The sequence below is a fragment of the Moorena sp. SIO4E2 genome (assembly GCF_010671945.1).
GTDB classification, from domain to species: Bacteria; Cyanobacteriota; Cyanobacteriia; order Cyanobacteriales; family Coleofasciculaceae; genus Moorena; species Moorena producens.
This window is the reverse complement of the sequence record NZ_JAAHIE010000300.1, coordinates 1-9006: the sequence shown is the minus strand read 5'-3', so window position 1 is coordinate 9006 and position 9006 is coordinate 1. Positions and strand designations below refer to the sequence as shown.

5 protein-coding genes are annotated in these 9006 nt (G+C 44.9%); 2 read left to right on the top strand and 3 right to left on the bottom strand.

Features of this window, described 5'->3' with window-relative positions; all coding sequences use genetic code 11:
- On the bottom strand, nucleotides 1-1801 hold a 1801-nt coding region (locus F6K37_RS24815; RefSeq protein WP_287252813.1), incomplete at its 3' end, for a two-partner secretion domain-containing protein.
- Nucleotides 1802-2189: 388 nt separating this feature from the next.
- Nucleotides 2190-3884 (bottom strand): beta strand repeat-containing protein, encoded by a 1695-nt coding sequence (locus F6K37_RS24810; protein WP_008188212.1) that lies wholly within the window; start codon nucleotides 3882-3884, stop codon nucleotides 2190-2192.
- Nucleotides 3885-5093: 1209 nt separating this feature from the next.
- On the opposite strand from F6K37_RS24810, the gene F6K37_RS24805 reads away from it, so the two are divergent.
- Nucleotides 5094-6104, top strand: a complete 1011-nt coding sequence (locus F6K37_RS24805; RefSeq protein WP_287252810.1) for a sulfotransferase family protein — start codon at nucleotides 5094-5096, stop codon at nucleotides 6102-6104.
- Nucleotides 6105-6114: 10 nt separating this feature from the next.
- The gene (gene chrA / locus F6K37_RS24800; RefSeq protein ID WP_287252808.1) at nucleotides 6115-7353 is read left to right on the top strand and encodes a chromate efflux transporter; all 1239 of its coding nucleotides are present in this window, start codon (nucleotides 6115-6117) and stop codon (nucleotides 7351-7353) included.
- A gap of 264 nt (nucleotides 7354-7617) precedes the next feature.
- On the opposite strand, the gene F6K37_RS24795 is transcribed toward chrA, so the two are convergent.
- Nucleotides 7618-8652 carry a phosphate/phosphite/phosphonate ABC transporter substrate-binding protein gene (locus F6K37_RS24795; RefSeq protein ID WP_287252806.1) on the bottom strand — a complete coding sequence of 345 codons (1035 nt, stop codon included), beginning with the start codon at nucleotides 8650-8652 and terminating at the stop codon, nucleotides 7618-7620.
- Nucleotides 8653-9006: the final 354 nt, after the last annotated feature.

Genomic DNA, 9006 nt, shown 5'->3' with positions numbered 1-9006 from the left:
CGATGATTCCATTGTTGTTAAGGAAGATAGAGTTGGCATTAATCTTTACCTCCCCTGCTGAATTCTCCTGTTCAAAGCTTCTAGCACTAACCGGTCCATCAGAGACAATTAACTGCCCAGTGGTAATATTCAACAACTTTCCGGCATTTCCTGTTCCTTGAGCTTGAGTAAACAAGCCACTGACAAACCGACCATCGGCTGATGTTCCAATGAGTTGAACCTTTTCGGAAGCATTCACTATCAAATTTCCACCGTCCCCTTCACCAAAAGTCCTAGCTGCAACTTGTGCTCCATCAGAGACCATTAACTGCCCAGTGGTAATCTTCAACTCTCCCGCATTTCCTGTTGCTTCCCGATTAGCTTGAGTAAACAAGCCGCTGGGAAACAGACTATCCACTGAGGTACCAATCAGTTGAACCTTTGAGTCGGCATCAACAGTCAAATTTCCCCCGTCCCCTTCACCAAAAGTCCTAGCTGAAACAATTGCTCCATCTTTGACAATTAACTGCCCAGTAGCAATATTCACATCTCCCGAATTTCCTGTCCCAAAAGTTTGAGCAAACAAGCCATTGGGAAACCGACCATCGGCTGAGGTACCAATCAGTTGAACCTTTGAGTCGGCATCCACAGTCAAATCTCCCCCGTCCCCTTCACCAAAAGTCCTAGCTGAAACAATTGCTCCATCAGAGACCATTAACTGACCAGTGGTAATACTCAAATCTCCCCCATTTCCTGTTGCTCCTGGAAAAACTCGGGCTCCCAAGAGGCTGAAATTACCATCAGCCGATACACCAATTACTCGAACAGATTCAGTGGCATTCACTATCAAATCTCCCCCCTGTCCTGAGCCCAATACATCTGTAGTTATCCTAGAACCACCCTCAAGGCTGAGGTGAGAAGCCTTAACAACTATGCGACCGCCACTTCCACTGCCGTTGGTTCTCGCAAAAACAAAAGAGCGATCGCGTAAAGTCACATTAGCCCCTTGCACCTGGATACTCCCACCACCTTCCCCACTGGTAATGACTATAGCCCTCTCAGACAAACTAATATCCTGAAACTCTTGAACTCCTGAATAATCCAACACAAAACTAGTATCTTTTGGGGTCAAGTTCACTACACTATTAGAACCAACACTCCCCAGCTCAATGCGTCCATCGGTTGCTGTTAAATTACCACCAGGAATATTAATGTCACCACCAATTAGCCCTAAGGTTTGACCATTTGGTACCTGAAACAGACTAGATTGATTAGTAATACTCCCGGGATTAGAACCATATTGCAACCCAGAGGGAATATTAATCGTCAACAACGGTTTACCATTCGGATTTTTAGCACTGAATACTGTGCCATCTTCAAACAACACACTATCAGCAGTACTCCCAAAAAATGAACCTCCAATATCCAGTATGCTATTGGGACCAAAGACAATACCGTTGGGATTGATCAAAAATAAATTAGCATTGCCCAACACTCCTAGAGTCCCCAAAATATTGGAAACATTACCTCCCGTTACCCGACTGAGGATGTTCTCAATTCCTGCTGGATTCGCAAAATAAACTCGTCCAAACTCGGCCACATTAAAATCTTGAAAGCTGTGGAATAGATTGCTTTCTCTAATCGCCCCACCTTCAATTAAATCTGCTAGGTTCCCGTTAACATCAACATTGGGCGTTACTACAGACCGTTCATTACCGACGGTATTATCTGGGGTGATTTGCCCTAATGCCGTAGTTGCAGCTAATAGAGAACACAGAACAAAGGGACTTGCTGCCACAAGTCGGTCAATCCGAGGTTTCATGTTTATCAATCAAAATGCTCCCGATTTCTCGGATTATTTCATAAAGTTGGAGTTAAGGTTTACTGATTTAACAATTATTTAAAAAGACAATAAAAATTAATAAAAATATAGCAAAGGAAACAGGGAATAAAAATTATCACAATTCCTAAACGGATTGCTATGGCGTTTTTCATAACTATAAGGTACACAGGATTTTTTCCCTGTTCCCTGCTCCCTGCTCCCTGCTCCCTGCTCCCTAAAAACCCAGAAATTTGTAAAAAATAAAGTCGCAAACCGCTATATGTAACCATTTAGCTGAGAAAAAAAATGCGATTGACCTTTGGTCACGCTAAAAGCGATCGCTAATCTAACTAGCGATCGCTAACAGTCTTGGGATGACACTTTTGTGTTAGACAAATACATCAAGTGCCTGCTCAGCAGCATCGAGATTGCCGAATACAGTCAGATTATCCTCGCCGCCAAGGATGGCTACTACGGCTTCTTGACCACTAACTGTTTCGCGACCGAAACTAATATTGCCCAAGAATTCATCAGCGAAATCAAAGGCATCCCCTGCCTCAAAGTCAGTGATTTGGTCAAAGTCCTGGAGACCGTCTTGGAAGATTTCACTGCCGAAGGCGAAGATGTCTGCACCTGAATTGCCAGTTAACAAGTCATTGCCAACCCCTCCGTTCAAGACATCATTAGCGCTACCACCAATCAGAGTATCATTGCCCTCATTACCGAAAACAGTACCGTTAACAGTGCCTGCGATCCCATCATAGGTATCATCACCACCACTGAGTAGAACATCGCCGTTGATAGTGCCTTGGTTAACAATAGTTACGTCACCCTCAGCATCCTGAACATCAATACCCACCTGAGGGCTGCCTGCAACAACACCACCGTTGATAGTGCCCCTATTAATGATTTCGCCGTTGAGTTCGACTCCGTCCTCAATCAGCAGTGCCGCATCAGTTTCTGAGGTCAAGGTGCCTTCATTGACAATATCACCATTGAAGACTGAGAGGTCAGTATTAGTACCCTGTCTGAGGCGAACAGCAGTAGCTCGGTTGTTACCCACCGGCACACCACGTCCGATCACCGTACCCCGATTAATCACACTACCTGTGACATCAGCACCGAGTTGTAGAGAAATGGCATCCCCATCATTGCCTTCACCGACATCGATCAGACCACTACTTTCGTTGACAATCGAGTAGGAAAGCGCACTCTGGTCAGTGTAAACCACACCATCCCGGGGACTGGCAGAGCTGAGAATCTGACCGAAGTTTTGAAGGCTAATATCTTGACCACCGATATTTACGGCACGACTAGCACTAGTGATAGTACCGAAATTTTGCAGCGCGCCAGAAGAGGTACCGCCATTGGCAAAGCTGACGCCGTTGAAAGCACCATCAATCGTACCGTTGTTAACGATGGTACCATTGAGTTCTACTCCCGACTCAATCAGGATACCACTATCAGTTTCTGAGATCAAAGTGCCTTCATTGACAATATCACCATTGAAGACTGAGACATCCGCTCCTCCGATGTCAGTACCCTGTCTGAGGCGAATCGCAGTAGCTTGGTTGTTACCCACCGGCACACCACGTCCGGTCACCGTACCTTGATTAACCACACTGCCTGTGACATTAGCACCGAGTTGTAGAGAAATGGCATCTCCATCATTCCCCTCACCCACATCAATTACAGCATCAGGACCATTGAAAATATCATAGGATGTAGCGGTCTGGTCAGCGTAAACGACACCATCCCTCGGACTGGCAGAGGAGATAATCTGGGCTAAGTTATCAACCTTGATGTTCTGACCACCGATGTTGACGGGACGACTATCACTGGTAATCAAGCCTTGGTTGGTTAATGTGCCAGAAGAAACACCACCATTAACGAAGTTGACACCATTGAAGCTACCATCAATTGTGCCTGTTTCTGCGTTAAAGATGCTGGCATTAGTGCCAGTGATATCAACAGCACTACCATCAACATCCAATGTACCGAATACGGTTAAAGAATCCCCTACTCCGGGTAGTATTACTGGCTCGGTTAGAGTTTCTCCAGTGGGAATAAAAGTGTTTGACATGAAAGTTCCTCCGAATGCAAGTGAATTAAGTTGAGAGTGGAAGTAAACACTGGTCTACCGGCAATAGACCAGTGTAATGTTTTTAACCTCAGGCAAACATTGACCCTTAGGCAAAAACCATAGGTTTTAACAGGGCATTAGCGCTTTTGTCTAGTCGCTAAGGTGTCTATATTTCTACAATGGCATTCGGATCAGAGCCTAATGTCTCAGTTTTTGTATCAGTTTTTTAGCTCAGTTATTTTAACTAGGTTTAGTTGTATAATTTTTTTCATACTTAGCCCAGGGTGAGCTTATATTTTTCTCAGACTAATCTCAGGTTGAGCCATCAACCGATGAAATTAATCCTATTCAGAGGCGCTATATAGCATAAGTTGGAATAATAGTTGTCTCAGTTTTTGTCTCAGTTGTCTCAGTTTTGCTTTTTTTCTCAGTTTTGCTTCAGTTTTGCTTCATTTATAAAGTAATTCCTATCACATTTGGCTTAACAAGCGTGTTATTCTCCCATCACCCCATTAACCTACAGTCTTAATTTCAATCATTTAGCCTATCTACTTTAGTGATAGTGCTTAATTTTCGGCTGTTACCCCGGATCGGGTAATCAGTTAACGAAGGTGTGATCTGGTTTATAGGTTTTATAAATCAGATGTAAACATAGGAGGTCTTTTTTTATTCTCCAATAAAACTCCGGATATCTTTCCCCTCTTGCCTTTTACCTCTTACATGCATGCCTTTTCCGGCAATAATTTTGTTTACAACCAAGATATAAACCCGCTGATCGGTTGTTAAACAATTTGTAAGCATATGCGCTACGCGCACGCTACGTGAACAGCCGTCAGCCGTGAGCTTTTAGCTCACGCTACTTGAGGTGCCGTCTGCTTTGTGGCACAGGCTAGAAACCTGTGACGTAGCTCATAAGCTGAATGCTGATAGCTGAATGCTGATAGCTGAATGCTGATATCTGAATGCTGATATCTGAATGCTGATATCTGAATGCTGATATCTGAATGCTGATAGCTGAATGCTAATAGCTGAATGCTTACGGTTAGTCAGCTAGACACCGCTCCACTCACAGCTAGGGAGAGTTGGTTTGGTGAAGACCAAGCTTTTATTGTGGTGCATTGCAACCACAACGTTTTCTGATGGCTGCTTCTACTTAATCGGTGATCAAGGTCAGCAATTGGAATTCAGTGATGAGGATAGCTCAAAGTTATGTCTATTTTTATGATCGGCACCCAACGCTCAGGCTCTAATTTATTGCGCCTGATGTTGAATCAGATTGGTGATCTCGCTGCTCCCCACTCCCCTCACATATTGCAGCGGATGATGCCATTACTACCTAGCTATGGGGATTTGAGTCAAACGGACACCTTTACCCTCTTAGTCAATGATGTGTGTCGTTTAGTGGAACTCAATCCCGTTCCTTGGGAGGGTGTGAATTTAGATACAAAGGAAGTCATTTCCCTTTGCCGAGAGCGGTCTTTGGTGGCGATATTTGCCTCTGTTTACGATATTATGGCACAAACTTGGGGAGCACAGCAATGGTGTTGCAAAAGTTTAGCCAACGTTTACTACCTGCCAGAGATTACCGCTTACTTGGAAAACGCTAAATTTATCTATTTGTACCGGGATGGTCGAGATGTGGCGGTTTCTTTTAAAAAGGCAGTGGTTGGGGAAAAGCACTTCTACCATATTGCTCAAGAATGGGCAAAAGCCCAGGGTTTAGCACTCCAGATGCGCTCTCGCCTAAGTCCCGAGAGGTTTTTCAGTATCAGTTATGAAACCCTAATCAGCTCTCCTGAGACTACCCTGCAGGATCTGTGTAATTTTCTTGGCGTCCACTATACTCCTGAGATTCTGGATTTCCATCAATCCCAGGAAGCCTCGAATGCTGCCACTTCTAGCTCCCTATGGAGTAATGTCACGCAACCTGTAATTAAGCAAAACACTAAGAAGTTTCTCCAGGAAGCTACGGATGAGGAAATCCTGATTTTTGAATTGGTGGCGGGAGATGTACTTGATGCTCTCGGTTACGAACGGGTTGGAATTCTTAAAGGCAAAGAAATCAAATTCAGCAGCAGTGCGATCGCTAAATTTAATGCGATTAACCAAAGCTTGAAAGCAGAAGTACGCCAAAAGATGGATCCTGAGGACTTAAAGCGACGGGATCGCCAAGCCACTCTGCTCAAAGAGATTAAAGCACGTCAGACCGTAGTGGCTTAAAGAACTGACTATGTTAAAAAAACTGCATGTAAACTCGGAAAATTCCGAGTCGGTATCCCTTTGGTTTCTGTTTTGGAACTTTTTCAAGATCGGAAGTACAGCGTTTGGCGGTTTCATGGCTCTGATTTCCGTAGTGGAGAATCGGATGGTGCGGCGGCACAAACTCCTCACCCATGAAGATATGCTGGACGGCATTTCCTTAGCCACTGTTTTACCTGGTCCAGTTGCTGCTAATGTAGTAGCCTATGTGGGCTATCGCTTGGGGAGGACTAATGGGGCTGTAGTCAGTGCTATTGGTGTGTTGCTCCCTTCTTTTATCCTGGTAATTGGTCTAACCATTGCTTATCTCCAGGCCGGGGAAATTCCAGCACTTCAAAAAGCCTTTGCGGGATTTATTCCTGCGGTGGCGGCGATTATCTTGAGTGCCGCCAGGCGCATGAGCAAAAAAGCGATCAAAGGCTGGCGGGAACTACTGATTGCTTTAATAGCGGCAGTCCTACTCAAGGTAGTAGGAGGATTCTACATTACTGTGCTAGTGGTGGTGGGTTCTGGATTGCTAGGATGGTTTTGGTTACGTGACACTAAGCAGTCGGGACAGGAGAGTTCTCAAGCTCAACCGATTCAGGAGTCAATTGAGGGGATTTCCTGGCTGAAGCTCTCAGTCACCTTCGTGATCCTCCTGAGTTTTCTGTTGCTTTCTCTGATTCCCCTACCCTTTTTGGGGGAAACCAGCCTCGGGAAACTATTCGTGACATTTTCCGGAATGAGCCTGATGCTATTTGGTGGAGGCTACGTGTTCATTCCCCTGATTCAAGAAGTGGTAGTGAATACTTATGGTTGGGTGACTCAGACAGAATTTGCTAATGCGATCGCAATCGGGCAAATTACTCCTGGACCAATTCTGATCAGCGCTGCCTTCATCGGTTATGTGGTGAAAGGGATTTCGGGAGCAATAGTAGCAACAGTAGGGATTTTCTTACCACCAGGACTGCTGATGGTAACCTGTTCCCACTTATTGAAACATATCAAAGAATCTACAGTCATTCAGGCGGCGCTCACAGGAATTCGTCCTGCCGTGATTGGCATGATCATTACCGCTGCTATTGTAGTAGCTGGGAGTGCTGAATTTCATGTTGGCAGCCTGGTGATCTTTGCCGCAGCCTTAGTTGCCATGTGGCGGTTCCGCGTGAAGGTGCTGTTGATTATCCCGATTGCTGGAATTTTCGGCTTAGTACTTTACTCAATCTAGAATGGGTTGCTATAGCAAAGGGAACAGCGGATCACCGGAACAGGGAACAGCGGATCACCTCCCTTAAAAATCTTTAAGACCCTGTAGGGTGGGCAAGAGGTGATCACAGATAAGCTGTACTGAAAACTCTAGGACTTTTGCCCACCAAAAAGCCAAGCTACCCACAGTTAATCCTGGTGGGCAAGGTGATTCGTCAACCCAACCGCTCCCATTGATTTCCCCTTGCCCACCCTACAAAACTCCCTACTCCCTACTCCCTACTCCCTACTCCCTACTCCCTACTCCCTGTTCCCTGTTCCCAGAATTCCTAAACGGATCCCTATTAGCATCCCAACTTTTTAGCCTCAAGGTTTCAATCAGCTTATCCAGGGAGCCATAATCCTCTGCCGGTAAAAACTTATCTATGTTAGCAGCTGCCAGGGCTGGATGGTTCGGCGGGATATTTAGAAGCGCTTCGGTCACTGCTGCGACTAATTGCGGGTCAGTACCCTTAACCGCAGCAATCGGCCACTCGGGATAGAGCTCGGTGGTATGAGTATAGAAGAATTCGTCCTTAGCCGACTCTAGGATTCTCAGCTGTTCCAGGTTTTCCAGCAAGCCTTGGTTGACCATCTTTTCTAATTGACATGTACGGATAAACCCAACATCAATTTTGCCGTTGACTACATCAAGCACGATCTGGTCTTGTGATTTGTTTTCCACAAAACTGCTGAAGTCCAGGAACGGGTCAATACCATGTTGAAGCAGATGATAGATTTGGAAAATGCAGCCAGCCGCCGCCGTTTGAAAAGCCACGCAGGCTGCCTTCTTACCCCGCAGATCCTTCAGCTTGTAGATATTGCTATCGCTTCTGACGATGATCAGACCACCAAATTTTGTACCCACCTGAGGTCGAGAGTGGGTAAGTAGAAACTCCGTATCGTAGAGCCGACGGATTTGCACAGCTGCCAGAGGATTGTTGGTGGTAAAGTGCAAATTACCTTGGGCTACTTCAATGAATTGACTTTCTTGGGTAACAGGTACTAAGGATAAAGGGCGATTAATCACCCCAGAGAGGTAGTTTAGGAGTGGCTGATACCGTTGTTTGACAGAATCCACGCTATCAATGATAAGCACACCCACCCGGACAGTATTGTCCGACACTTGTTGATGGGAAGTATCAACGGGTATCACTGATGGGTTTGCAGAATTTTTATTCTCGCAGGCGGTAAGCCCTAGGATAATAGCAATAGATACACCAGTCAACAGATGAATTATTGTCTGTTGATAACTTATTGAGTTAACTATATTTTTAACCATCAAAACCGATTAAATTCTTTAAGAAAAATAATCATAAAAATAATTTAAACTAGATCTTATTTTTTTCTTGACAAGAGTTATTTCACCTGATGGATACTTTGATAAAGTTTCGATAAAGTTTTAGACATACCCTAGCCAGCCTTAGTTTTTACTGTCAGCAGTTACGAGTATACACAAGACTGCCGAAAAAATATACCTGTAGAGTTAGCCATGACTATAGCGCTTTTTATCCTCATGAGGTACACATATTTTTTTACCTCTTCCCTCTTCCCTCTTCCGAAGTCCCTGCTCCCTGCTCCGAAGTCCCTAAAACCTTAGGTGCGCTTGACCTTGGCGAATTAAATTCGCCAAGGA

Coding starts and splice junctions, on each gene's coding strand:
- F6K37_RS24810 (WP_008188212.1), bottom strand. CDS start 3,884: ATGTCAAACACTTTTATTCCCACTGGAGAAACTCTAACCGAGCCAGTA.
- chrA (WP_287252808.1), top strand. CDS start 6,115: ATGTTAAAAAAACTGCATGTAAACTCGGAAAATTCCGAGTCGGTATCC.
- F6K37_RS24805 (WP_287252810.1), top strand. CDS start 5,094: ATGTCTATTTTTATGATCGGCACCCAACGCTCAGGCTCTAATTTATTG.
- F6K37_RS24795 (WP_287252806.1), bottom strand. CDS start 8,652: ATGGTTAAAAATATAGTTAACTCAATAAGTTATCAACAGACAATAATT.